We start from the raw sequence: 26,330 nt of genomic DNA, 5'->3' as shown, positions 1-26,330 counted from the left end.
CTTGTTCTAAAATGAAATAGACTATTTACTCTCCTCGTTTCACAATAAACTATTTTACCTTGTGATTGGTTCCAAAAATGACGATTGCAATTTCAGAAATGATACGGCACGCCGGGTTTGGATTTTATTCAATTGCGAACTTACTTACACAGAGTATTGATGAAATTCTAAAAATAATGCTTATACACCCATCTCCTAAACCTAAAACAAAATTCGACAAGGATTTCATGGCTGGTGTAAGATGTATGAAAAAGCCAGAAATGGGGTGAATGCTTTGGTTGATTTATTACCGTCGCTGTTTGAAAAAGTGGGGATCATCGTTATTGCTGCATTCCTGCTTTCTTATATGAAACCCTTTCGGCAAATGATAGGCCATGAACATGAGATGTCGAAGAAAATCATGTTTATCGCGCTTTTTGGAACATTCGGCATCATAAGTAACTATACAGGAATCGAAATAGGGAACCATGCCATGCCAGAGGGTGGTTGGCATGCTGAGATTGCTCCCGATAACGCGATTGCCAACACAAGAATTATGGGCGTGGCTATCGGCGGTTTGCTGGGGGGACCATTTGTTGGGTTGGGAGTAGGTTTGATTGCGGGGCTTCACCGTTATTTTCTCGGGGGCTTTACAGCGGGGGCATGTGCGATCGCTGCGATTTTGGCGGGAGTCTTATCGGGTTTTTTGGGAAAAAGGCGCCGAAAGCATGGGACGATCACCCCTTGGTTTGCGCTTCCCATTTGCATGGCATTGGAAGCGATCCAAATGGGCATCATCCTGGTGACTACCAAACCATTTGAAAGGGCGTGGGAGCTCGTACAAGTAATCGGACTTCCGATGATCATCATCAACGGGTTCGGGACTTTACTATTCATGCTCATCATTCAGTCGATCACGAGGGACGAAGCACGGACGCGGGCCGTACAAACCAATCTTGCGTTTTTGATTGCGGATCAGACTTTGCCCTTTTTCAGGCAAGGTCTTAATCAAACTTCTTGCAAGAGAATAGCCGAAATCATCTTGGAGCTGACTGAAGCCGATGCCGTGGCCATTACCAATGAACATAGCGTACTTGCCCATGTTGGCGCTGCGTCAGATCACCATGTCCCTAAAGTGGGAATAGCGACAGGCTTAACGAAAAAAGCCCTTGAACAAGGGAAAATCATCGTGGCCAAAACAAAAAAGGACATTTATTGTTTTCATGATCAATGCCCATTGCAAGCGGCCGTAGTCCTGCCGTTGCAGGTCCAACAGAAAACGGTCGGGACTTTGAAGATGTATTTCAAGCATCCGGATCAATTAAGCCAAGTGGAACAAGAGTTAGCTGAAGGATTGGCCAAACTATTTTCCACTCAATTGGAACTCGCTAAAGCGGAAATGCAAACGAAATTATTGAAAGATGCTGAAATTAAGGCATTACAGGCACAGGTCCATCCTCATTTTTTATTCAATGCAATCAATACGATATCCGTTTTATGCAGGACGGATGTCGAGAGGGCAAGAAATTTATTGCAGGAGCTCAGTGCTTTCTTTCGCTCTAATTTACAAGGTGCCCGACAAATACTGGTGCCGCTAGAAAAGGAATTAGAGCATGTCAACGCTTATTTATCACTGGAGCAGGCGCGTTTTCCAAATAAATATCATATCGACTATCGCATTGAGCCAAGGCTGAATGAAGTTCTCATCCCTCCATTCACATTGCAGCCACTTGTTGAGAATGCGGTACACCACGCATTCCCACATGTGAAAAGCAAAGGTCAAATCATCATTCACGCATACTTTAAAGACGATGCGATGCGCATTGTTGTGGAAGATAACGGAAAAGGGATTTCAAGCGGGAGAATAGATGAATTGGGTAAGCATGCTGTAGAATCGACTAAGGGTACAGGAACGGCCCTTCATAATATCAGTGAACGGCTGGAAGGGATCTATAAAGGACAGGCCAGCCTTTCGATAGAAAGTGAAACGGGACACGGAACAAAAGTGAAAATATCAATACCACTCAACGAAAAAGGAGCATATGGCAACGATGATGAAAGCATTTATCGTAGAGGATGAACCACTGGCAAGAGATGAATTGAAATATCTATTGAAAAGAAGCAGGCAAGTTGAAGTCGTGGGGGAGGCTGATGGGATAGAAGATGCCATGAGGGATATCTCCCGACTTAAACCTGAACTTGTCTTTTTGGACATTGAGCTTGCAGATGGCAATGGTTTGCATTTGGCTAAGCAATTGGCGGAGCTTGACCCCGCACCATCGCTCATTTTTGCGACTGCTTATGATGAGTTTGCCCTCCAAGCTTTCGAGTTATATGCATTTGATTATCTATTAAAGCCATTTAATGAAAAAAGGATTCGGCAAACATTGGATAAGCTCATGAAGCAGCGTCAAATCGGGAAAGACGAATCCAGGACAGCAGCTCCCGCCAGCCGAACCGCGGTGGAACAGACAGGTAAATTGGCTGTAGTGATAGATGATCGGATCGTTTTGATCGAACGGGATCATATTTTGTTCATAGGACTCATGGAAGGAAAGACGATCATTAAAACCGAGGAAAATGAATATAAAATCGGTGACCCTCTCATCGTGCTTGAAAAGAAGCTCGATAAGCGCTCATTTTTACGGGTGCATCGCGGTTTTATCGTGAATGTCATCCATATATCTGAAATACAGCCTTGGTTCAACTCGACTTATAATCTCATTATGAGTGACGGATCAAACATTCCGGTAAGCCGGACGTATGTGAAGGAGCTAAAGCAGCTTATCGGTTTTTAAAAATTTTCATAATTCTGCATTTTATCTCCTTCATGATGCAGTCCATCCCTCGATATCTGCATTATAACTTGAAAACCCATTGAATTCGCTTTCATTGTGATATCATTTTTTTACGATGTAAGTAATAGAGGGGGTTCAAATATGAATGCGGTTACAATTGTCATAGGCTCCATATGTATATTAATGATTGCCTACCGTTTATACGGGACATTCATAGCACTAAAAGTATTAAAACTCGATGATTCCAAGCCGACCCCGGCCCATAAATTAGAAGATGGAAAAGATTATGTTCCAACAAATAAATGGGTGGCATTCGGCCACCATTTTGCAGCCATTGCTGCGGCTGGTCCTTTGGTGGGTCCGATCCTTGCTGCACAATTCGGGTATTTGCCAAGTTTATTATGGCTACTAATCGGGGCTGTAATCGGGGGAGCCGTCCATGATGCCGTCGTGCTTTTCGCGTCGATGCGTAAAGACGGCAAATCCCTTTCGGAAGTTGCGAAAGAAGAACTTGGACCTGTAGCAGGCTTCTGTACAGGACTGGCGATGCTTTTTATCATCACGATCACGATGGCAGGACTTTCAATGGTCGTTCTGCATGCTTTGGAAAATAATCCATGGGGGACGTTTGCTGTCGGGATCACCATTCCCATCGCCATGGGTGTTGGGCTTTACCATAAAAAAACCGGCAACCTGAAAGGGGCGACCATCGTCGGGTTCGCGCTCATCATGGCCGGAATTTTACTTGGGCCGAACATTCAAGGAACGGCATTTGGTGAATTATTGACACTTGAGGCGAGCACACTTGCCATCATTTTGCCGATTTATGCTTTCTTCGCTGCCGCATTGCCTGTTTGGCTGCTGCTGGCACCTCGTGATTACTTGAGTACATTTATGAAAATCGGCGTATTTGCCGCATTGATTATCGGCGTTTTCGTAGTGAATCCAGAAATCCAGTTTCCTACGTTTACCGAATTCATTAATGGCGGGGGCCCGATCGTAGCCGGTCCTGTTTGGCCATTCATTTCAATAACCATCGCCTGTGGGGCGATTTCAGGATTCCATGCATTTGTCGGATCAGGCACAACTCCAAAAATGTTAAATCGTTGGAGTGATATCAAATCCGTTGGTTTCGGAGCGATGCTTGTCGAATGTGTCGTTGCCATCATGGCCTTGATTGCTGCGGTTTCGCTGCAGCCAGGAGATTATTTTGCGATAAACTCCACACCTGAAGTATTTCAAACATTAGGCATGGAAACCGTACACCTTGACGAGCTCAGTGAAGAAATCGGCATTAATCTGGAGGGACGGACAGGCGGGGCAGTTACACTTGCTGTCGGCATGACCTATATTTTTACCGAAATACCCTTCTTTGACAAACTGGCTTCGTTTTTCTTCCAATTCGTCATCATGTTCGAGGCGGTGTTCATATTAACCGCAATCGATTCAGGGACACGTGTTGCCCGTTACTTAATCCAGGACTTCTTCGGGGAGTTCTATAAACCATTAAAACGAGTTGACTGGCTGCCGGGTAACATCTTCGCCAGCGCGTTAGCCTGCTTTATCTGGGGATACCTGCTTTACTCTGGGGACATTGGGTCGATCTGGGCACTCTTTGGCGTATCCAACCAGCTAATGGCTTCGATTGGACTCATCATCGGTGCGACCGTCGTATTGAAAATCGCAGACAAACGCTGGTATATCTGGACATGCCTCGTACCCCTTGCCTACTTATATGTAACGGTTAATGTAGCAGGGTACTGGATGGTGAAAAACGTATACCTGAACCCGGACTCTGCAGGATTCAGCATCTTGAACGGAATATTATCGATCACCATGTTAATCCTAGGCTTGATCATTCTGGTTGCCGCCTTGAAAAAATGGCGGGAGCTTTGGAAAATACCTCAAGCAGAACTATTGAAAAGATCAGCATGAGCATAAAAAAATCCGGGCCGAAACTGCCCGGATTTTTGTTCGTGCGAATGTTAGAAATGCCCTCAATTCCGAATTTCTTAAATTTAAGACACCAAAACCTGAAAAAGGAAAGTATCAATAACCCCAACTTTGTTAATGATAGCAAATGAGGAGGTGTGATAAGATGGCAAAAGATGTTCTATGTGAAGTGAATAATTGTAAATATTGGGATTCTGGAAACAAATGCAGTGCAGATGCTATTTATGTTGTCAGCCATAAAGGGAAACAAGCATCAAATAGCAAAGAAACGGATTGCAAAACATTTGATCCAGAAATTTAAACCATCGGGGGTAACCATCAACTGGTTACCCTTCTTTCATATTTATTATTGATAATAAAAATCATTTTCATTCAAGAATATAGAAATTCATATTATTTTTCTTCATGGAAAGATATTTGGGCGATATAAACGTGAGATTGATGATAAAATCGAAAGTGTGGTTGTTATATTCAAAAGATTTATCGATATTCTCAAGAATTCGCACATTACTCGTGAGTTTGGCTGTTTTACTCGTGAAATAAGCAGTTTTACTCGTGAGTTTGAGCAGTTTACTCGTGAATTTAGGTGTTTTACTCGTGAATTTAGGTGTTTTACTCGTGAGTTGGCTGTTTTACTCGTGAATTAAGCTGTTTTACTCGTGAATTTGAGCAGTTTACTCGTGAATTTAGGTGTTTTACTCGTGAGTTGGCACATTACACGAGAGTTTGATTGATATATACGTGAAATTGATCGATAAAATCGAAAGTTTGAACGATATCCTCGAGAATTCGCCCATTACTCGTGAGTTTGGCTGTTTTACTCGTGAGTTTGCGCGATTTACTCGTGAATTTGAGCAGTTTACTCGTGAATTTAGGTGTTTTACTCGTGAGTTTCAGCAGTTTACCCGTGAGTTCGCACGATTACTTTTGAAATGGTCAGCCCATCACCGATTGGAATTAGCATTGATTCCAATTGAGGGTGATTGGCCACCTTTTCATTGAATTCCTTCATAAATGCAGTGTAACGTTTAGGTTCAGCATCCGGATCTGCGACACTGCCCCTCGCAAGTACGTTATCCATGACGATTAAAGCACCGGGTTCTGCAAGTTTAATGCAATATTGCAGGTAATTATCATAATTTTCCTTGTCAGCATCTATAAAGAAAAAATCAAATTTCCTGTTATCTCGATCGAGTTTTTCTAAGCTTTGCAGAGCTGCTCCGGTCATGTATGATACTTGATCGCCAAAGCCAGCTTTGGATAGAGTGCGATAAGCTAATTTTGCGTACTCCTCCTTTAATTCAAGGGAGGTTAATTTTCCTTCGCTGCCGAATCCCCTGGCAAGGCAGATTCCGCTATAGCCCCCAAGAGCGCCTATTTCCAAAACATTTTTAGCTCCTGAAATGGAAATAAGCATGGTAAGAAGTTTTCCGGATGAGGGGGATACCGATATGGACGGCATTCCGTTTTCTTGTATGGACGAAATGACTTCTTCCAAAAGGGCATCTCCGGTATAAAATACTGAGTCGATATAACTGTTAATTTGTTTCATTCGTTTCCATTCCTTTCTCTTTGGAAGTTTCCTTTTCTTCACTTTTCTTATCGGCTGCTTCATTTTCTTGTATTTCAAATAATTGAATGAACTCGTTAATTAACATATCAATCGCTTTCAATTCACCGACTAAGATTTGATTGATGGATTGAAACTCTGGTTTATCTAACTGTTCCATAATGGTTGAACGTTTAAGATTCATCATTTCTAAAAAAGCAATTGCCCTTCCGCGGCGAAACGTTTTGGGGCCACGATGGTGTGAACCATGGTCTTTATGCCTACCACCGTGATGTCCATCTTTTTTGAATTTTTCATCTCTCATGTTATGACCTCTTCCTGTGTATACGTTTGTATACACTTTTTCTTGTATTCATATGTATACAAAATGTCAACTGATAATCGAATAGAATAATCAAAATGCAGTTTATAAAAAGTTTGTCTAACAAAAGAATACTTACATTCAAAAAAATTAGTTTGATTTTCGCCATCGTGAATGTGGTGCTTTCATTGTTCATGAACAAACTGAAGTAACAAAGATATAAAAAAAAAGATCACCATTCAAATGGGGATCTTTTTATGTTTGAACTTTCCTAAGTAAATCTAAAAGCTGCTGTTTTTCCGTCTCATTCAAGTTGGCAAACTGTGATGCCTGAAAATGCTCTTGTTTAGGAACGACTTCATGAAAAAACTCTTTACCTTCCTCTGTCAATGAAAGGTATTTTGTCTTCCATTCCTGCTCCCGTATAATCAATCCCATTTCTTCCATTTTCCTTAATAGTTGAGTGATATTGCCTTTCGTCACAAAAAGCTTGTTTGCCAGTTCTTGCTGAGACAATCGTTCATGGGAACCCACTTGAACCAGGATATCGAATTGGGCTGCTGATAGATTCCATTTCTTTAAATGTTTATTGGATTCCCGGATACTCTGGTTATATATTCGTGTTATTCGGAACCATAACATTAAACCCAGTCGTTCCTCATTATTAGATGTGGAGGGATTCGTTGTGTTTTCCTTCATGAATGTCACCTCATACTTTCTTTGTCACAATCAGTTTATGAATAAACTAATTAGGTGTCAAATGCAAAAACTTCCAACTTCGATACAAAGAAACCAGTATAATCGTTTGATACTGGTTTCTTTGATTACTTTATTATGTAGTCGTTAGTTTAGCAAAGATAATAAAAAACAGTGTTAATTCGGCTATTATCACAATATGCGGTACACCGACAAACAAATTAAAAATAAAAAAGACTGCTAAAATTCCTAAAAATAACCCTAAATGATATATTTGCAACCGCTGGTGCTTATGTCTATATTGGTGGAAAACAAAAGTGGTTGAAATGAAATAGAGCAATACGGAACCAAAAACAAAATAGAGGATAAATGAATAATGGACCTCATGTAAAAACAATAATCTGATGGCTGCGGCAATCATGCTTATAGACATTAAAATAAACAGATGTCCGTAAATGATGATTTGGCCGGAAGATTGTACAGACTTGTCGACTTTCTTCTCCATGTTATCGAAATATTGCCACCACATAGCTATTATCAGGGCAAATGAAATGATGGAAAAGGCTATCGAATCCCAATTTCCTTGTTTAGGTTGAATGACCGCAAGCGTGCTGACAAGAGCTTCCCCAAAGAGAATGATGGTAAATAGACCAAAGCGCTCTAACAAGTGGGCCGTATTTGTAGGAACCTTTTCTAAGCACTCCTTCCAAGGATCGGGACAATGATATCGATCAGGATGCCCAAATACAACACAGCATACCGAAGCCAAGAATCAAAAAGGACGGAGAATAATGAAATGACGATTCCAATCCAAAAATACCTTCCCAAAAAGAGTGCTGCCTTTTTTCGAAATCCCTCTTCTGTCCGCTGTACAACGAGATATTGGATAGCAGTAACGGCCCTTAAGCCAATATAACCAATTAAAAATGAAAGATAATAAGGATCAAAATCAGCAGATAAGCTTGATGTCATGATTAGGACAAAAAACATTTGCAATATCAAAAATAGCCGTTGATGAAATACATCCTTTCCAAACCGGTTAATAAATATGGTTTGCCCTACCCAAGCCCACCAGATAGGAATAAAAATCAATACGAACTTTAATAAATACTCTGGATGGATAAAACCATCTTCAACATGCAGTAAAACATGAGTAGCACCCGCAACGGCCGCCACAAATAACAAATCATAAAAGAGCTCTAACCATGTAACTTTCTTTTCATCCATTTCCGCACTCCTCCCAATGGCTTATAGTTTATAGTATGTTGGAAATATTCAGAAAATGGAAGAGGGTTCAATATAACTTTGGAGTAAGCAATTTAGGATTCATGATTCATGATTCATGATTCATTATATGAAGTTCTTTTTACCCAGCTATTATGTTTTGCCATATTTAGTGATTAGGAATAACGTCACTTTTTCGCTGTTGGTATATTATGGTACTATAGGAGATGATTTCAAACAGGGAGGGAAGTAGATGACCAAAACCATCGGCCTTATTTGCGGCAGTTTACGGGAAAATTCTTATAATCGAATCATTGCTCAATCATTGACAGATATGGTTGATTCGTATCAATTTCGCTGGATCGAAATTAATGATCTTCCGTTGTTTAACGAAGACTTAGAAATAAGTGGGATTCCAGAAACGGTGGCATCATTTAAATCCGCCATTCAGGACGTTGACGGTATCATTATCGTAAGTCCAGAGTACAATTCTGGAATACCAGGCGTATTAAAAAATGCATTGGATTGGGCATCAAGACCTCGGGAATCCGCTGTTCTTACCAAAAAACCAGTTGGCCTGATTGGAGCAACTCCTGGTGGAATGGGTACTGCATTTGCTCAAATGCAGATCAGGCAAGTATTAGAAGCCATGCAAGTTCATGTTCTTCCATTTCAAAAAATGCTGATATCGCAAGTACATAAAAAGATTGATTCTGATCGGAAAGTGCTTACTGACGATCAAACAAAACGTTATCTTGAGCGTTATTTACAACAATTCATTCATTGGATCGATCACACTCCAATTCTAGATTAATAATCAATGATTCTTAATCTATATATGATTGACAGGCTATTAGTTTATAGATAAACTAATAGTAACAGTCAGTTAAGTTATAAACTGAATGTTACCAACGAAGGGGTTGGGGGATTTCCCTACATATGAACTTTCTTCGATAGCTTTTAATAAAAGGAGGACTTTAAAAATGTCTGATCTCTATTCCCGTCTTTCCAAAGATGATGCTGCCGTTCTTCTGGTGGATCATCAAACCGGTCTTATTTCCGGGCTAGTGCGTGATTATGGTGTTGATGAATTCAAGAACAATGTTATGGCTCTGGCCAACACCGCTAAGTTTTTTGATTTACCAGTCATTTTAACGACAAGCTTTGAAAACGGACCAAACGGACCGCTCATGCAAGAATTGGAAGAACTTTTTCCTCACGCACCAAAAATAGCTCGGCCTGGACAAATTAACGCATGGGATAATGAAGATTTTGTTAAAGCAATCGAAGAAACTGGAAAAAAACAACTTATCATTGCGGGCGTGGTTACAGATGTCTGTGTTGCTTTCCCGGCACTTTCCGCTTTGAACGCTGGTTATGAAGTATTCGCTGTCACTGATGCTTCTGGAACAGTAAGCAAACAGGTAGCTGATGCGGCTTTAGCGCGTATGGCCCATGGCGGTGTGCAGCTTATGAACTGGTTTAGCGTAGCGTGCGAATTACAACGTGATTGGCGCAACGATGTCGAAGGTTTTGGTGCTTTACTTTCCAGCCAGCTTCCTGGTTATCAAAATATCATCGGAAGCTATAGGGGAGCTCAGCGCGACTTCAGCAAGCAGATCTAAAGATGACGCACTGATTGAATAAAAGAGGGGATATTTGTCCTTTCTAGTTTGTAGACAAAAAGGCTTCGGAATGTTCTCATTCCGAAGCCTTTTTAATTTTTTACCGGATTTGAGGCAAGACTTGTTGTCCTATCCCTTCGTAATCGAGGTGTTTAATAAGCTGCAGCATTCAAAAAAAAATGAATGTACCATTCAAAATCTTTGAATAGTTAGAGGACACCTTTCTGAAGTCTTCTTTTTGTTTATCGTTCTTTGAACCACTTTTTTATCATTATGCATTCTCCAATTAATAAACCTACTAGAACACAAGAATACCTATAAAATAATCTGGGTTTTCAAATAAAATTCCGGCAAGTATTGTACCAATAAAAATCCCTAAAAGAATAATAATATAAGATTTATATCTAAACTTTAGGTAATTAAACATGAAAATACAATTCCTCTTTAAATTCACCCTCCAGCTTCCCACGATCCCTTTTAGGCTGAATGTTAATTGATTAAGCAAGGATGCTGTATTGTGCACAAATGTTTAAAGAGTATATTATTGTGCAGTACCTATGACAACATTCGGACTTAGAAACGCTACATTTTTAATAAGAAGTGAGATATCGTAGAAGCAGGGAGAGGGATTGAGAATGTTTTTAGATGAAAGAAGCGCCAATTTACTAAAACTATTACAGCATTCGCCCATTTCAAAAATGAAAGAACTTGAAGCCCAAACAGGTTTGACGAGAAGGCAAATCCAATATGGTCTGAGCAAAGCGAATGACTGGCTCCAATTTCATGGATATCAACCAATTCAATATAATCGTGAAATGGGCTACTCCTTTTCTGAAACAATCAGGGATGAAGAATTGAATGTAAAACTGACAAAACGCAATTATATATTTTCAGAGACAGATAGGGAAAAGGTCTTTTACCTCATGATCCTGTTAAGCCTAGAAGAATTGTCCGTCTATCATTTCCAGACGATCACCGGGCTTTCACGAAATACGGTGCTGAAGGATTTAAAAAGACTTAAAGAGAAAAACAGGGACATATCGCTCAAGATCCAGTATTCCAAACAAGATGGCTATGTGGTGATTGGGGAAAGCCGAGTAAAGAGATATATCATTGAACGTCTCGTGCATGATGTACTGAACAGTCCCAATAGTGAATTGATCATGGAGTGCATATGGGGAAATCATGAAAAGCAAATCAGCTCGATCCGGTTACAGCTTGAAAGGGCCGAACGTAAATTGGGCATCACCTTTACGGATGAACGGCTTCATGAACTGAGCTATTTATTTCTATGTACAGATCAGCTCATAGGAAGAGGGGAAGAGTTACAGGCCGACGAGAGCTGGGCGCCATTTGTTGCGACGGAAGAATACAAACTGGTTGAGGATATGACCAGAACTAATGCCTTTCAATCAGTATGGAGCGAAACGGAAAACTTATACGCAACCTTACATTTACTGAGCATGAATCGAACGAAGGATATTTCCCCTCTTAAGGATGATGAAGTCATTCAACACCTTTTGCAGGAAATCGTGGAAGAGTTCGAGAGGCTGGCATTTGTTCACCTGAAAGACAAGGAGCAGCTATGCCAACAATTATATGTTCATTTTAAACCGGCATATCATCGCCTGCGGTATGGTCTCCCGCAAATGAACCCGATGACGGGACGGGTGCAGAAGGTCTATCCTGAACTGCATCATTTGACAAAAAAATCCCTGTGGGTGTTGGAGAAAGAGATTGGCTGTCCAGTATCAGAAGAAGAAGTTGCATACTTCACGATCTATTTTGGCGGCTGGCTGCGCAGGCAAGGGACCACATTGGATGATCGAAAACGGGCGATTGTCGTATGCCCGAATGGTATTGGCATCAGCAATATCCTCATTTATACATTGAGGGAATTATTTCCGGATATATTGTTCCTGGATGTTCTGTCCGTAAGAAACGCGGCTGAATACCCACTGTCGTACGATCTTGTTTTCTCGACGGTGCATATGAGAACAAAAGCGGCATTATTCGTTGTACCGCCCATTTTGGAAATGCAGGACAAACATACATTGCGCCAGCAGGTCATGCAGGAATTGTATGGATATACGACGGAAAGTGTGGATGTTGCAGCTTTATTAAAGATCATTTCCAAGTATGCAACCATCCATGAACAGGATCAGCTTGAAAAGGCTTTGAAGTCGAATGTGTATACCCATACACCAAAAATAACCCAATTTTCTTTAAAGGAGGCAGAGAAGCCTGTGTTAGAAGAACTGCTCAATATGCAAACCATTCAATTACAGCAGCAAGTTTCCGATTGGAAAGAAGCCATTCAAGTCGCGGCCAAGCCTCTCGTGGACTTAGGTACCGTCGAAGAACGATATGTGGATGCCATGATCGAGGCCATAGAAACGAATGGACCATATGTAGTGATAACGCCTGGAGTGGCGATTCCCCATGCACGTCCGGAGCAGGGGGTCAGGTCTTTATCCATGAGTTTGCTGAAATTGGATGAAGCCGTGGACTTTGCGCCGGATAAACCGGTTCGCCTGATTATCATTTTGGCGGCCGTAGATAACGATTCGCATCTGCGGGCATTGATCCAGCTCACTCAATTATTGAATGAACCAGCCAATATAGAAGAAATCTTAAGCACTTCAGATAAATCGGTCCTTATGGAGTACGTTCATAAATATTCGAAGGAGGAAGCGGAATGAAAATCATGGTAGTATGCGGGAACGGATTGGGAAGCAGCTTCATCATGGAGATGAATGTAAAGAAAGCATTGACGGAAATGGGGAAGACGGCCGAGGTGGATCATACGGATCTGGCATCCGCAAAAACGGTTCAGGCTGATATTTTCCTTGGAGCGGCGGATATTGTCGGTCAGCTGGATGATGGAACCCGGACGATCGTCACACTGGAGAACATGATGAGTATCCCTGAAATCAAATCTAAATTGGAAATTCATGTAGGATAAAAAAAGGAGAGATTGATATGAAGAAAATCATGGTAGTATGCGGAAACGGATTGGGAAGCAGCTTCATCATGGAGATGAATGTGAAGAAAGCGTTGACGGAAATGGGTAAGACAGCTGAGGTGGATCATACGGATCTGGCATCCGCAAAAACGGTTCAAGCTGATATTTTTCTGGGAGCGGCGGATATTGTCCGTCAGCTGGATGATGGAACCCGGACGATCGTCACACTGGAAAACATGATGAGCATTCCTGAAATCACATCGAAATTGGCTTCACATCTATAAGAAGAAAACATAAAGAAGAGGGGGAGAGTCAATGCTGGAACTTATCATGAATGACATCTTGGGTACACCTTCCATACTTGTGGGGCTGTTTGCCCTCATTGGACTGCTGTTACAGAGGAAATCCAGTGCGGATGTTGTATCTGGAACGCTAAAAACCGTCATGGGCTTCATTATCATTGGAGCGGGAGCGGCAGTGCTCATTGGCGCCCTTGATATATTCAGTAAAATGTTCGATCATGCATTCAATGTACAAGGCGTCATACCGAATAACGAAGCCATTGTCGCAGCCGCCCAAAGTGATTTTGGGACTTCGACTGCACTAATCATGGTTTTTGGTATGGTGGTCAATGTTTTGGCTAGCTCGTTTCACGCCATTTAAATATATATTTTTAACGGGACACCATACCTTATTCATGGCTTGTTTACTTGCAGTCACCCTATCGGTCGGCGGGCTCAGCGGATTTCCGCTTATCTTGGTCGGTTCCATTCTATTAGGAGTATGCATGGTGATGTTCCCAGCTCTCCTTCAGCCATACGTACGGAAGATTACCGGAAGCGATGATTTTGCCATCGGCCATTTCGGGACAATCGGATATTTTGTATCCGCGACTGTTGGAAAATGGTTTGGAAATAAGGAAAAAACGACAGAGCAAATCAAGGTTCCTAAATCTTTAGGATTCCTGAGGGACACATCAGTCGCTGTATCGCTTACGATGACGATGTTCTTCGTGATCGTCGCATTGTTTGCAGGACAGAACTATATTGAAACGGAATTATCCGGCGGTTCGAACTTCATCGTATTTTCATTCATCCAGGCGATAACATTTGCTGCAGGAGTCTACATTATCCTTGCAGGGGTACGGATGTTAATTGCTGAAATCGTCCCTGCATTCAAAGGGATTGCCGATAAATTGGCGCCAAATACAAAACCTGCATTGGACTGTCCCACCATCTTTCCATTCGCTCCAAATGCAGTGATCATCGGGTTCCTATTCAGTTTCCTGGCTGGACTATTATCCATGTTCCTCCTTCCGGTACTAGGATTGAAAGTAATCGTTCCGGGACTTGTACCGCATTTCTTCACCGGAGCTGCAGCAGGTGTATTTGGAAATGCCACAGGAGGCAGACGCGGAGCGATGCTCGGGTCCTTTGCCAACGGACTCATCATCAGTTTCCTGCCGGCGATACTCCTGGTCTTCTTGGGGGATGTAGGGTTTGAAGGGACCACATTTGGTGATTCGGACTTCGGTGTGGTCGGTCTCTTGATCCTAAGCGTCATGAAACTTTTAGGATTATCCTAAACTGTTATACTAATAAGGTACAGAAACAAAATAAATGAATGATACCAGCAGCCTAACATCTTCTAGATAATGGGCTGTTGGCATTTTCATCATCATTCGGATTTTTGAGGTGATTTACATGACCAACAAGGCAATTGTGCTCGATTTGGATGGCACGACATTGAATGAAAGAAATACTGTGAATGAGACGCTGGAACAATACATAGGCGAACTTAGGAAAAGCGGTAAACTGATTTTCATTGCAACAGGAAGAACGCTGGAAGAAGTGAGGGACGTTTTGCCGTCCGGCATGGAAGCCGATGGAATGGTGACCGCCAATGGAATGTCCGTATTCATCGGAAAGGAACAGATAGTAGAACACGCCCTGTCGACTGAACTTGTGGAGGAATTGGTAGCAAAAGCAGGAGCGGAAGAGATTTTTTACGAAGTTCATCCGAACGATGGAACACGGATGGCATTACTTAAAGATAAAGACTATATGGTTAAACAAGGTTTGATACCAAAACCTGAGACAGTCGATGAAAATGAATGGCTATCAAGACAGGGTGCAGTCGAAGACAAAATAAGGTGGTCAGAAGAGCTGGATATAAGCAGTGTCGCCAAAATCTACTTTTTCAGCAATGAAATGAATACGATTCGAAAATGGAAAGCGGAGTTGGGGAAAATCAAGCAGTACAATGCCTTTACAACAGCTTCCTCCACTCATCATAATGTAGAAGTGACCGTGGAAGGCATCACAAAAGCAACAGGCGTTCAACTGCTGCTGAAACATTTTCAGCTAGCACCCGAAAATATTCTGGCAGTAGGCGATGGCGAGAATGACCTTCCGCTATTTAAACTCGCCGGACATTGCGTTGCCATGAAAAACGCCACTGACCTGGTCAAAGAACAAGCCGATGAAGTGACGGAGTATTCATATCGAGAAGATGGACTGTATCGCTTTTTAAAAGGAAAGTTTCACTAAAATAACCTGGAAGGGCAAAGAAGATCTAGTCTTGTTCGTGAAATTTGAACGGTGATTGGAAAGCGAGTGCCCTACGTTCCAATCACCGATTTTTGCAAACTTAATTAATATCAATTGTCTACAAAAGAAGTTCGGAACGGTCTCATACCGAAACCATGATATTAAAGCAAGACTAGATGATTATTAATGTTTTTCTGGTTTTCTGCATTCAACTCCGAACGTTTTTTAAAATTGCAGGCAGAATCAATTAATATCTACCTAATTTGAACTATATCGGTATAAGTCTTATCATCGTGTTCCCAAACTACGGACACAACCGTCCCTTTTGATGGCTTAGGTCCTAAGTGAAAATCATATGAAAAAGGATGCAAAACAGTAATTTCGCCATCCTCCGCCCTTCCTTCATTAAAACTATCGATACTTGTATTAACTTTATCATTTACTTCAACTACAATGGCTTTTACAGTTACATTATCGTTATTTCTTTGTTTTAAATGACCTTCCCATCCATATGGTTCGCTGGAATCTATATTTTTTCGAATAAGTTACCTTCCACATTCCATTTTCTGAAGTTCCTGATATTACTATACTTGAGTAATACCAATAAACGCAGGCAACTAATGAGAGCTACCGGTATTAAAACTTTCAAATATTTATTTCTAATCATATAACCCACTAAATGCTTTCCTCCAATATTGATCGATTAGTTGTAATTTATCTACATTTACCATAAATAGAAAAAAGGTTTATTGTTCTTTTTATCTGAAATCAGCTGGAACGTTTTTTTGAGGGTGTAAAAGTTGATTTCCACTCCAGGCACTCGCTTTCCGCGGGCGGTCCGGGAGCCTCCTCGGCGCTCTTGCGCCTGTGGGACCTCCCTTGGACGCGTTCTTCCCGCAGGAGTCTCGTACCTTCCGTTCCAATCAACTTTGTTTTATAGTTTAGCTGGAACGGAACTATGATTTTAATACAAGATTCCTTAATGGGTTTTTGACTGTTTTATGAAACCCTCAATGGATTGAAGAAATTTGCGACACACCTGCCGAATAACTGGCTAGCCAAGACCCCACAGGCGCTTGTGGCGAGGAGGCTTGGCAGACAGTCGGCGGAAAGGGAGCGGATTTCTGAAATCAACTCTAAACGCTTTTTTAAATTGCAGTCGAACTCAATTAATATCGAGTTTGCCTACAGTCTGAGAGATAGTCATAAATGACTATCTCTTTTTTTACAGTTTTAAAGTTTAAATCGATCAGATATATGTCAAATCGAGAAAGTTATGAGGGTTTGTTACGAAATTTCCAAGTCTACTTCAATTCATTCTGCTACTTCACGAATCAGAGGTTGTTGTAATCAATAAAATGCATGCAGGTTGTCTTAATGGCCATAATGATTTTTATTCACAAAATTTTATTAATATTGACGGTATCAATCTATGACTTTATCATAACAACAGGATAATGATAATCATTTTCAATTATGAATGTATTAGTCAGATAAGAAGTTAAGTAGGTATAGATGACGGAAAGGGTGCAAAAAATGAGAGAATCTAGAAAAGTAAGAACATTTGGGGGAGGAGCATTCATCCTGTTATTTACGATTATGATGGTGTTATCAGGATGTAATAATTCTCAAAAAACAACGGAAGCAGAGAAGACATCTGCCGAAACAAGTAATCAAGAAGTAAGGACGATTAAGCATGAAATGGGAGAAACGGAAATTAAAAACACTCCTAAAAAAATAGTTACGCTTGAGTTATCTTTCGTTGATTCTTTAAATGCCCTAGGGATAAAACCTATCGGGATTTCAGATGACAACAAAAAAGATATGATTACAAAACTTGTTGGTCAAGAAATGGATTATACTTCCGTAGGAACACGTGAGCAGCCTAATTTAGAGGTTATCAGTTCTTTACAGCCGGATTTAATCATTGCAGATGCTGAGCGCCATAAAGGGATTTATAAAGAACTACAGCAGATTGCTCCTACCGTTGTCTTAAAAAGTCGGGAATCTACATATCAAGAAAATCTGGATTCTTTTAAAACGATTGCAAAAGCAGTAAATCAGGAAGATGCTGCAGAAAAAAGATTGAGCGAGCATGAAAAAACGATTAAGGAACTTAAAGCAAAGCTTACTGTTGATTCAAATATGACGGTTTTACCTGCAGTTGTACGTGATACTTCATTCCAAGCCCATACTTCTTCTTCTTATGATGGAGAATTGCTTGAGCGCATGGGATTGAAAAATGCCATTCAGCAGGAACTGCCACATGCCGAGATGAATCTGGAGCAGCTTGTCGAGATTAATCCGGATGTGCTGCTTTTAGCGAACAATGAGGGTAAGTTACTTACTGATGAGTGGAAAGACAATCCTCTTTGGAAAGACTTGAAGGCTGTAAAAAACGGACAGGTGTATAGTGTTGATCGAGATTTATGGACGAGATACCGTGGTGTTGTATCCGCAGAGGCCATTGCTAAAGACACTTTAAAAATGCTTGGTGAAGAATAGAGGAACAAAAGCGAAGTAAGAGATCCCATTCTTACTTCGCTTTCCATTAGGTTTAAATTTAGTTAGGAAGTGTGTTGTATAGTCAATGGAAACTGTAGTTAGAAGTAAACTTAAAGTGTTATGTACAGCTATCGCTGGTATCGTTTTGTTAATTTTAGGCGTCCTGATGAGTCTTTCTGTGGGAGCGGCAGATATTGATGCATCAATGGTTTTGAAGTCCTTTTTTGAGATCGACTCGTCCAAGGAACAGACTATTATAAGAACTCTTCGATTGCCCCGAGCTTTAGTTGGAGCGTTGGTCGGTGCTAATTTAGCGGTAGCGGGTGCTCTCATGCAGGCTATTACCCGGAATTCATTAGCTTCTCCACAAGTGTTTGGTGTTAATGCCGGTGCCTCATTTTTTATTGTGTCAGCTTTTGTTTTCTTTCCTAACCTTTCTTCCGTCTCTCTAGTTTGCGTTGCATTCATTGGTGCAGCAGTGGGAGGGATGGCAGTCTATTCTTTTGCTTCGGGAGGAGGAATGACCCAAGTAAAGCTGGCATTGGCTGGAATGGCTGTTCACTTTTTTTTATCTTCCTTAACGCAAGGCATGATCATCTTTAATGAACAAGCGAAAGATGTGCTCTATTGGTTAGTCGGGTCTATTAATGGAAAGACATGGGTGCACGTAAACATGATCCTTCCTTGGTCTATTTTCGGGCTATTAGTTGCTGTCTTGTTCTCTCGATCTGTTTCCATCCTTGTCTTAGGTGAAAATATGGCGCAGGGGCTTGGGCAGCGGGTGTACCGAATCCGTATTTTAGCAGGAATATTGGTGATCATTTTGGCAGGATCTTCGGTTGCCGTCGCAGGCCCAGTGGGATTTGTGGGATTGATTATTCCTCATATCGTCAGGAGAATGGTGGGCGGTGATTACCGAAGAATCATCCCTTTCTCTGCATTATTCGGCGCTTTACTCTTAGTTTACGCAGATATTCTCGCACGGTTCATCGCTTATCCTTTTGAGTCGCCGGTAGGCATCGTAACAGCTATAATCGGTGCGCCATTCTTCCTTTATTTAGCGAAGAGAGGGAGGAATATCAAGCAATGAAATTAAAACGGACATTTGGGTTGAAATCAAATTTACCCCCTTATTCTATTATCCTATTGCTGACGGTTACCGTGCTGATTTTATCGATGGTGAGCCTGGGCTTAGGGGCCATTTATATCTCACCTTTAGAAATTCTCCAAAATTTCCTTGGAAATGGCATGCAAAGTCAGGCATTCATTCTGCACAACTATCGCATACCGCGTATTTTAATAGCCGTGATAGTGGGAGCCGGATTGGCAACGGCTGGAGCCATTCTGCAAGGTGTCCTTCGAAATCCTTTGGCTTCTCCAGATGTGATTGGGGTAACAAAAGGGGCCGGTTTGGCAGCTGTTATTGTTATTGTTTTATTTCCGCAATCGCCCATTATCATACTTCCTCTTTCAGCTTTTATCGGAGCGGCGGTCATGGCGGCGATTTTGATGATATTTGTTTATAAAAAAGGAGCTCAGCCAAATACTATAGCTTTGGTCGGAATTGCTTTAGGGGCCATATGTCAAGCTGGCATAGAGTATTTCATGGTCAAGTTCCCGGATGATGTAAACACGACACTGCTGTGGTTGACCGGCAGTCTATGGGGAAGAGGATGGGATCAAGTATTCATTTTGCTTCCATGTCTTGTGCTTGTACCTGTATTGATTGCATTGACGTCTAAAATGGATGTACTGAGTCTTGGAGACGATATAGCTACAGGTCTCGGTGAAAGATCAAAATTACTGCGTTATATATTGTTAAGTGTTTCTGTCATATTAATCGGAGTCTGTGTAGCAGCGGTTGGTTCCATCGGGTTCATTGGTTTAATTGCCCCCCATATTGCACGGAGAGTGGTAGGGTCAAAATTCAAGGTATTACTTCCTGCTTCAGCTCTTTTCGGTTCTATCTTTCTCCTCGTTGCCGATAGCCTTGGAAGAGGATTATTCCCTCCAATAGAAATACCCGCCGGAATCATCACTGCGGTGATTGGAGTACCATATTTTTTATATCTATTACGCCGTGAACGAAAAATAACATAAGGAAGGCTGGCGACCATGACAACATTATCAGCAGAGCATCTTTCTCTCTCTTATGGATCAACTCAAATCATTGATAATATCGATTTAGAAATTCCTGAAGGTAAGATCAGTATAATCATTGGCTCCAATGGTTGTGGCAAATCCACCATTCTAAGGTCTCTAGCTAGATTACTAATGCCACAGCAAGGCACGATCTATTTAGATGGAAAGGCCATTCATCATCAATCTTCCAAGGAAGTCGCAAAGAAATTGGCTATCTTGCCCCAAGCTCCGGAAGCGCCTGAAGATATAACCGTTAAAGAACTATGCTATTATGGCAGGCATCCGCACAAAGGCTTATTTTCCAGGCAAACCCCGGAAGATCATAGGATTGTCGACCGTGCATTATCAGCAACAAAAATGACGGAGTTTGCTGATCGGACATTGGATGCATTATCTGGTGGACAAAGGCAAAGAGCATGGATTTCGATGGCTTTAGTACAAGAAACCGACCTTTTACTATTAGATGAACCGACAACCTATCTCGACTTAGCGCACCAAATTGAAATATTGGAATTACTGCGCGATTTAAACGTAACTTATGGACGTACGATTGTCATGGTTCTGCATGATTTGAATCAAGCGGCACAGTATGCCGATCACCTGATTAGCATCAAGAAGGGGAAAATCTATAAAGAAGGACCGCCTGAAACGGTCTTTACAAAAGAGATGATCAAGGACGTCTTCGGACTGGAATGCTGCATTATTGAAAATCCTGTTGATCAAACGCCCCTATGCATTCCAATTGGTTTATCTCAAGATCAGTGAGATGCATTTAGAGTCAGACTATCGAGGCAAAAAAACATCAGGGGGATTTCACATCCCCCTGATGTTTTTTGTTTATCATGTATCTTATTTATTCCCTGGAGCAGGTTGGTCGACCCCTTTAATTCTATGTTTATGCCCATCTTCTTCGGTTGTGTAAAAATCGTAATAGTGAACGTGCATTCCATTTCCAACCGGAATGGGTGGTCCCGAATAAGCCTTATAATAATGGGTATGCCCATCCTCAAATAACACATATCCTTCAGTATAATGAATATGTTCTCCCTCTTGTGATGGAATTGGAGGGGAAGTTACATCTAAACATTGATGGACATGGCCGTCCGCTATGGAAGTATAATCAACAGATCCATGATTATGATGTGGTACGAACCCAGATACAAAATCATCTTTTCCTACTTTATTCAATCTCTTCACCCCTTGTATAAACAAACGTTTTATAAACGATATGCTTGGAAAAATAAGAAGATTCTTAAAGACAAAATTTATGGAAAGAGGATTAAAACGTGAAAAACCACAATATATGAACATTAATCCAGAGTTAAAAGCTCTTAAAGTGCCAGGTGGGATTAGTTTAAATGATAAAATAGAAAGACTTATATATTAAAGGAGACTTATCATCTTGGAAGCCAAATGTATTAAATTCTATGAGTTCGGGAATCCGCAAAAGGTTTTAAAAGTTGAAAATAAATTTATTCAAAGTCCTTTCGAAGGGGAGGTCCTCGTTCGGATGACCACACGTCCCATTAACCCGTCTGACTTGCTGCCCATTCGCGGTGCATATTCCCACCGAATTCCCTTGCCTTCCATACCTGGTTATGAAGGGGTCGGCATTGTCGAAGAGGTGGGTCCATCGGTTTCGAAAGAGCTAATAGGCAAGCGTGTTCTGCCTTTGCGCGGTGAAGGGACCTGGCAGGATTATGTTAAAACATCTGCGGAGCTGGCTATCGTCATTCCGGATTCGCTTGAGGACCATATAGCAGCGCAATTATATATAAACCCGATTACCGCATGGCTAATCTGTACAGAAGTATTAACTTTGAAACCGGCTGATGTTTTACTTGTAAATGCCTGCGGATCTTCCATTGGCCGCATCTTTGCCCAGTTATCCAGAATTCTTGGATTTAAGCTGATTGCTGTAACGAGAAACAATAAGTATACGGAAGAACTGCTTAAACTTGGTGCTTCATATGTGATCGATACGTCCCGATCATCATTGCATGATACAGTGATGGAAATGACGAATGGGCGCGGGGCGAAAGCGGCCATAGATTCAGTAGGCGGCATCGATGGCTCCGAACTCGCTTTTTGCGTTCGGCCTAATGGCATCTTATTAACGATTGGCCTTTTATCAGGACAGTCTGTGAATTGGGCGAAAATTTCCCAAAGGACAAAAGTGAATGTTAAAATGTTTCATCTTCGGCATTGGAATCAGCAGGCTTCCGTTCATACCTGGCATGAAACGTTTAATCTTTTGATGGGGTTCATCGCTGATAAAAGGTTGAAATTCATGATGCCGGATTCTTACTATGGTCTTCAAGATGTGCAAGAAGCCATGATCGTCACTGGCAATAGAGGGAAGATTTTTTTTAGCAATTGATTTTGCAATGGGCATCCACTATGTGGTAATTGAAGGAAGCATTCATCTCGGAGCACTTCCAATAGGTTCCTAATGTAAATGGAAATGTCCCCTGATAATATGGAATTACTTGATTACCTGTAAGGTGCTAGTTTAGAATGCGGAATAGAACATGTTGATACATGATACGACTTTGGAGGAAATACTTATGAAAACAATATATGTGAATGCTACATTTTTTACTATGGACAAGGAAAATCAAATCTTTGAAAACGGCATGATGATTGTACAAGATCATACCATATCCTACATCGGCCAGCATGATGAACAACAATTGGCAGATGCAGATCAAGTGGTCAACCTTGGCGGGAAATGGATTATGCCAGGCCTTGTGAATGCCCATTCGCATATTGTAATGACCCTTTTACGCGGTATCGGGGACGATATGCTGCTGAAGCCATGGCTTGAAACGAAAATATGGCCGATCGAAAGCCAGTTTACAACGGAAATCGCCTCTGTAAGTTCACAGCTTGGCATCATGGAAATGATGAAATCAGGAACCACGACATTTTCGGATATGTTTAATCCTAATGGAATAGATGCAGGTGCTGTAATGGAGACGATAGGCGAAACAGGAATGCGCGGAGCCTTTTCCTACACAATCTTCAGCTTGGGTACGGAAAAAGATCAAAAAGCGAACCTCATGGGGGCTGAGCAGTTTTCAAAAAACTATAAAACGTTTGCCGATGGCCGCCTGACTACAATGGTCGCACCACATAGCCCATATGCCTGCACACCTGAAGCGATTATGGAAAGTGCACGGATTGCAAAAGAGAATGATTTGATGGTGCATATTCACGTATCGGAAACGGACTTTGAAATCCTCGACATCGAAAAACGTTACGGATCCCGTCCTGTCGAGCACCTTCGCCGACTAGGGCTGTTCGATCAGCCTACTGTGATGGCACATGGAGTGGTTCTCAATGATGAAGAGCGGGCGATACTAAAACAGCATGATGTTCGCGTTGCCCATAATCCAATCAGTAACCTGAAGCTCGGATCTGGAATAGCAGATGTCGTCAGCCTTCTTGATGCAGGCATTAAAGTGGGAGTTGCAACAGATGGCGTCGCCTCCAATAACAACTTCGATATGTTCGAAGAAATGAGGACGGCTGCTTTACTGCAAAAAGGAATGTATAAGGATGCCACTAAATTCCCTGCCCAAACGGCACTGGCCATGGCGACAAGAATGGGTGCCGAAGCAGTAGGCATGGGTCATACAGGATCACTGGAAGCTGGTAAAAAAGCAGATTTCATCACCATTTACCCTTATGACAAAGAACATCTTCAGCCATTGAGTGAAGCCTATTCGCACCTGCTTTATGCAGCACGCGGAAATGATGTATGTGACGTATACATTGATGGCAAAAACGTCGTGAAAGATGGCCGCTGCTTAACGATCGATGAAGAAAAAGTAATCGCCGAAACAAATCGTCTGCAAGGTACCTTATCACGATAATGCAGATGTGAGAACAAAAGAAGGAGCTGCCATTTGCAGCTCCTTTTTTTATGGATTAAGTGAAGGGACGAAAATTGGTTGTAGGTCGAATTAATCTGGTTGCAGGTCGGAATAAATTGGGTCGTTTTAGTAAGGGATAATTCGTATCAAATGGCATTCAAAAGAAATTACCGCTAGTATTGTAGAATAAATAGATCTTAACACTTAGAAACCCGTCGTGAGTCGAGTTTCTTGGAAATATGGAAACAAAGGAAGCCGGTAAAAAATATTAATAAGAAAATAGGTATGGCAAAAACGGTAAAAAACGAAAAGACGAAAAATATGCTGCTGACCGCAAATATTAACCAACTGGTAATCAGCAAGCAGCTGGATAAAAAATCTTTGACAGCATGGATCATGAATTTCACCACCGTATGAAGATCTATGTATTAATTATACACTATCTTCCAATCAAGTTGTTTCGACGGATCACCCTTCATTCACATCACGATGGAAATGCCTTTCCATGACATAGCCAAAAAAGGAGGCAAGCATTTGTTGAAACAGCATGCCAAGTACAACGGGTACCGCGACGGCAGCAGGGAAATAGGTGGTTGCAAGAACGGCTCCAGCACTGATGTTTCGCATGCCGCCTGTAAATGTCAAGGTGATGATATCCGCCTTATCCCATCTTAAATATGCCCCGACCATCCAAGAAATGGCATACCCAGAAGCAGCTATGAACAAAACCAAGAAGGCCATGATGATTAATTTCTTATCGAAATGGGTTAAGTAAGGCGCGATTTTTGAACTGTTCAATATAACTACGATTCCAACGCTTATCTTGGAAAATGGAGCTAAGCGGGGGGATAGTGTATATTGTATCTTCCCTTTTGTAGCTTGATTCAAAAACATGGCAAGCATGGAGGGAAGAACGACCATACCGATTAATCCTTTCACCATCGAACCCAAATCCATTTCGATCGAACCGCCTCCAAAAAGGGATACACTGTAAGGAACGATGAATGGCGAGAGTAGGGTGTCGATCAAGATGATGGTTAGGGCAAGTACGGCATTCCCATTATAAATGGATACCCAAATCATACTGGTGACACCGGTTGGAATCACTACAGCCAGGACTAGGCCGGTAATCGTGAAAGCATCACCATGGAACACTAAATGGCCGAGTCCAAAAGCCCAAACAGGCATAAGTATATGAAGGATGATCAATACGATGAAAACAGGTAAAGGGTGGGTGACTGCCTGTTTAAGAGATTTAAAGTTAGAGCCTAAACTTCCGGAAAAGGTAATGAAGGCAAATATCCATGGGACAAGAAAGGTGTAATCCTTTAGAGGTACGGCCAATAATACCCCAATAACCACGCTTATCGGCGTGATAAGGGGCATAATTTTATCCATTTGTTCATTTATTGTTTTCAGCATGATTCATCCACTTCCTGAGCAAAGTAAATTCTATTAAGTAAGTTTACCATATTCCTAAAAATATAATTTGTAAGACAAGAAATTTGTCTAATATTTTTTCTGGATTAGAAGTCGCATCGTTTTCCAATAAGGGCTTAAAGCTTTCCTCGAGGGAGGGTTCATTAAAAAGAGGTTTTAGGCAGGATTGTTCGATGCATCGTTGTATATTCATTGAAAAATAGTTTAAAGTAGAGGAGAGAGGTGAAAGAAATGTCAGAAAAGGTTTCCAGTATTATGTGGTTTAGTCTTGCCGTACAAGCCCTGCTTGTTCTTGCTGATCATGATGGATTATGTAATAGTAATAAATTGGCCGTTAAGCTTGATTCGGAGTCAGGTTTTCTTAGAAAAATATTAAGTAATTTAGTGAAGGCAGGGCTGATTCAAGCGAAGGAGGGCAGGGATGGGGGATATTCACTTGCCAAAAATCCCGAACAAATCATTCTTGCAGATATATACTCTGCAATTAAATCAGAACCTTTCTCAAAAGGCTTTCTTGATGTGAATGATAAAAAATGCTTTCATCCATCTTCTAGAGAAGCGTTATGCGGTTTGAAAAACGAGATGGAGAGCTGGATTATACAAGGCTTGGAACAAAAGACGATTGCTGATTTACTATCAAAATCTTAATGTGAAAAACGAAACTTACATGGTTTCGTTTTTCTTAAACTGTATTTGACAAAAGAA

23 protein-coding genes and 2 pseudogenes are annotated in these 26,330 nt (G+C 41.4%); 19 read left to right on the top strand and 6 right to left on the bottom strand.

What is annotated here, in order from left to right; translation table 11 throughout:
- Positions 1-274 precede the first annotated feature (274 nt).
- From ACIQZD_RS10900 to ACIQZD_RS10885, 4 genes are all read left to right on the top strand, one after another.
- Positions 275-2,059 (top strand): LytS/YhcK type 5TM receptor domain-containing protein, encoded by a 1,785-nt coding sequence (locus tag ACIQZD_RS10900; protein ID WP_402901832.1) that lies wholly within the window; start codon positions 275-277, stop codon positions 2,057-2,059.
- A complete protein-coding gene (locus ACIQZD_RS10895; RefSeq protein ID WP_402901829.1) occupies positions 2,031-2,777 on the top strand; it encodes a LytR/AlgR family response regulator transcription factor in 747 nt (248 codons plus the stop codon). The genes ACIQZD_RS10900 and ACIQZD_RS10895 overlap by 29 nt, the downstream gene beginning before the upstream one ends.
- A gap of 141 nt (positions 2,778-2,918) precedes the next feature.
- The gene (cstA, locus tag ACIQZD_RS10890) at positions 2,919-4,712 is read left to right on the top strand and encodes a carbon starvation protein CstA (RefSeq protein ID WP_402901826.1); all 1,794 of its coding nucleotides are present in this window, start codon (positions 2,919-2,921) and stop codon (positions 4,710-4,712) included.
- Between the two features lie 163 nt (positions 4,713-4,875).
- Positions 4,876-5,031 (top strand): DUF1540 domain-containing protein, encoded by a 156-nt coding sequence (locus ACIQZD_RS10885; protein WP_065421101.1) that lies wholly within the window; start codon positions 4,876-4,878, stop codon positions 5,029-5,031.
- A gap of 600 nt (positions 5,032-5,631) precedes the next feature.
- Here the strand turns inward: ACIQZD_RS10885 and ACIQZD_RS10880 are convergent.
- From ACIQZD_RS10880 to ACIQZD_RS10865, 4 genes and pseudogenes are all read right to left on the bottom strand, one after another.
- Positions 5,632-6,282: an O-methyltransferase gene (locus tag ACIQZD_RS10880; protein WP_402901823.1), complete on the bottom strand. Its 651-nt coding sequence runs from the start codon at positions 6,280-6,282 to the stop codon at positions 5,632-5,634.
- The gene (locus tag ACIQZD_RS10875; protein WP_402901820.1) at positions 6,269-6,604 is read right to left on the bottom strand and encodes a hypothetical protein; all 336 of its coding nucleotides are present in this window, start codon (positions 6,602-6,604) and stop codon (positions 6,269-6,271) included. Before ACIQZD_RS10875 ends, ACIQZD_RS10880 begins: the two co-directional genes overlap by 14 nt.
- Before the next feature lie 252 nt (positions 6,605-6,856).
- Entirely contained in the window at positions 6,857-7,300 is a 444-nt protein-coding gene (locus ACIQZD_RS10870; RefSeq protein ID WP_402901817.1) for a MarR family winged helix-turn-helix transcriptional regulator, read from the bottom strand.
- Positions 7,301-7,433: 133 nt separating this feature from the next.
- Positions 7,434-8,524, bottom strand: a pseudogene (locus tag ACIQZD_RS10865) (low temperature requirement protein A).
- 250 nt (positions 8,525-8,774) lie between these two features.
- Here ACIQZD_RS10865 and ACIQZD_RS10860 point away from each other — a divergent pair.
- The 11 genes and pseudogenes from ACIQZD_RS10860 (at position 8,775) to ACIQZD_RS10810 (ending at position 21,072) form a co-directional block, all read left to right on the top strand.
- Entirely contained in the window at positions 8,775-9,335 is a 561-nt protein-coding gene (locus tag ACIQZD_RS10860) for an NADPH-dependent FMN reductase (protein WP_402901814.1), read from the top strand.
- Positions 9,336-9,504: 169 nt separating this feature from the next.
- Positions 9,505-10,146 (top strand): isochorismate family cysteine hydrolase YcaC, encoded by a 642-nt coding sequence (gene ycaC, locus ACIQZD_RS10855; RefSeq protein ID WP_048681500.1) that lies wholly within the window; start codon positions 9,505-9,507, stop codon positions 10,144-10,146.
- Positions 10,147-10,781: 635 nt separating this feature from the next.
- Positions 10,782-12,848, top strand: a complete 2,067-nt coding sequence (locus ACIQZD_RS10850) for a BglG family transcription antiterminator (protein WP_402901810.1) — start codon at positions 10,782-10,784, stop codon at positions 12,846-12,848.
- A complete protein-coding gene (locus ACIQZD_RS10845) occupies positions 12,845-13,111 on the top strand; it encodes a PTS sugar transporter subunit IIB (RefSeq protein WP_241591474.1) in 267 nt (88 codons plus the stop codon). Before ACIQZD_RS10850 ends, ACIQZD_RS10845 begins: the two co-directional genes overlap by 4 nt.
- A 17-nt stretch (positions 13,112-13,128) precedes the next feature.
- Positions 13,129-13,395 (top strand): PTS sugar transporter subunit IIB, encoded by a 267-nt coding sequence (locus ACIQZD_RS10840; RefSeq protein WP_402901805.1) that lies wholly within the window; start codon positions 13,129-13,131, stop codon positions 13,393-13,395.
- 31 nt (positions 13,396-13,426) lie between these two features.
- Positions 13,427-14,696: pseudogene (locus ACIQZD_RS10835) on the top strand (PTS ascorbate transporter subunit IIC).
- A gap of 118 nt (positions 14,697-14,814) precedes the next feature.
- Positions 14,815-15,660 carry an HAD family hydrolase gene (locus ACIQZD_RS10830; protein WP_402901802.1) on the top strand — a complete coding sequence of 282 codons (846 nt, stop codon included), beginning with the start codon at positions 14,815-14,817 and terminating at the stop codon, positions 15,658-15,660.
- A gap of 1,536 nt (positions 15,661-17,196) precedes the next feature.
- Positions 17,197-18,165: an ABC transporter substrate-binding protein gene (locus ACIQZD_RS10825; RefSeq protein ID WP_402901799.1), complete on the top strand. Its 969-nt coding sequence runs from the start codon at positions 17,197-17,199 to the stop codon at positions 18,163-18,165.
- Between the two features lie 85 nt (positions 18,166-18,250).
- Positions 18,251-19,255 carry a FecCD family ABC transporter permease gene (locus ACIQZD_RS10820; protein ID WP_402901796.1) on the top strand — a complete coding sequence of 335 codons (1,005 nt, stop codon included), beginning with the start codon at positions 18,251-18,253 and terminating at the stop codon, positions 19,253-19,255.
- Positions 19,252-20,265, top strand: a complete 1,014-nt coding sequence (locus tag ACIQZD_RS10815) for a FecCD family ABC transporter permease (RefSeq protein ID WP_402901793.1) — start codon at positions 19,252-19,254, stop codon at positions 20,263-20,265. Before ACIQZD_RS10820 ends, ACIQZD_RS10815 begins: the two co-directional genes overlap by 4 nt.
- 15 nt (positions 20,266-20,280) lie before the next feature.
- Positions 20,281-21,072 (top strand): ABC transporter ATP-binding protein, encoded by a 792-nt coding sequence (locus ACIQZD_RS10810; RefSeq protein ID WP_402901790.1) that lies wholly within the window; start codon positions 20,281-20,283, stop codon positions 21,070-21,072.
- A gap of 84 nt (positions 21,073-21,156) precedes the next feature.
- On the opposite strand, the gene ACIQZD_RS10805 is transcribed toward ACIQZD_RS10810, so the two are convergent.
- Positions 21,157-21,495: a YmaF family protein gene (locus ACIQZD_RS10805; protein ID WP_402901787.1), complete on the bottom strand. Its 339-nt coding sequence runs from the start codon at positions 21,493-21,495 to the stop codon at positions 21,157-21,159.
- Positions 21,496-21,709: 214 nt separating this feature from the next.
- Between ACIQZD_RS10805 and ACIQZD_RS10800 the strand changes: the two genes are divergently transcribed.
- The 3 genes from ACIQZD_RS10800 to ACIQZD_RS10790 all read left to right on the top strand — a co-directional run bounded on the left by ACIQZD_RS10800 (position 21,710) and on the right by ACIQZD_RS10790 (position 24,602).
- The gene (locus tag ACIQZD_RS10800) at positions 21,710-22,687 is read left to right on the top strand and encodes a zinc-dependent alcohol dehydrogenase family protein (RefSeq protein WP_402901784.1); all 978 of its coding nucleotides are present in this window, start codon (positions 21,710-21,712) and stop codon (positions 22,685-22,687) included.
- Positions 22,688-22,874: 187 nt separating this feature from the next.
- Positions 22,875-24,185, top strand: a complete 1,311-nt coding sequence (locus ACIQZD_RS10795; protein WP_402901781.1) for an amidohydrolase family protein — start codon at positions 22,875-22,877, stop codon at positions 24,183-24,185.
- 231 nt (positions 24,186-24,416) lie between these two features.
- Positions 24,417-24,602, top strand: a complete 186-nt coding sequence (locus tag ACIQZD_RS10790; protein ID WP_402901778.1) for a hypothetical protein — start codon at positions 24,417-24,419, stop codon at positions 24,600-24,602.
- A 51-nt stretch (positions 24,603-24,653) separates the two neighbouring features.
- Here ACIQZD_RS10790 and ACIQZD_RS10785 read toward each other — a convergent pair whose 3' ends face one another.
- On the bottom strand, positions 24,654-25,607 hold the full coding sequence (locus ACIQZD_RS10785) for a bile acid:sodium symporter family protein (protein ID WP_402901775.1): 954 nt from the start codon (positions 25,605-25,607) through the stop codon (positions 24,654-24,656).
- A gap of 249 nt (positions 25,608-25,856) precedes the next feature.
- On the opposite strand from ACIQZD_RS10785, the gene ACIQZD_RS10780 reads away from it, so the two are divergent.
- Positions 25,857-26,273: an RrF2 family transcriptional regulator gene (locus tag ACIQZD_RS10780; protein WP_137019683.1), complete on the top strand. Its 417-nt coding sequence runs from the start codon at positions 25,857-25,859 to the stop codon at positions 26,271-26,273.
- Positions 26,274-26,330: the final 57 nt, after the last annotated feature.

It is taken from the genome of Peribacillus sp. NPDC096447 (assembly GCF_044762725.1).
GTDB lineage: Bacteria > Bacillota > Bacilli > Bacillales > DSM-1321 > Peribacillus.
The sequence above is the reverse complement of the archived record's forward strand: the minus strand, read 5'-3'. Positions and strand labels throughout refer to the sequence as shown.